The sequence below is a fragment of the Bradyrhizobium sp. Ken01 genome, from assembly GCF_055807355.1.
The window spans coordinates 1-253 of the sequence record NZ_JBVVPC010000255.1; the positions used below are offsets into that span (position 1 = coordinate 1).

General features: G+C 61.3%; 1 protein-coding gene. It reads right to left on the reverse strand.

The annotated features are described in order from the left end of the window. Positions 1–253: ABC transporter substrate-binding protein (locus AC0L3S_RS39555; RefSeq protein ID WP_473285400.1), on the reverse strand; the 253-nt coding region annotated here is incomplete at both ends.

Sequence of the window (253 nt, forward strand, 5' to 3'; positions counted from 1 at the left end):
CCCCAATAATCGGCGACGCGGTCATATTCGACCGTCTGTCCGGCCGCCACGCGTCCAATCTTGTAGGGTCCCGAGCCAAGCGGCGGCGTCATGGTCGAAGCATCGAAATCATTGGCCGTGTAAAAGGCCTTGGAGACGATCGGCATCCCCACGATCGCAAGGACGTTTTGCGCCGACTGCTTGCCGTTGAGGGTGAGATCGACGGTGGTGGGATCGACCGCAACCACGTCGGTCATGTACCGCAACGCCTGGG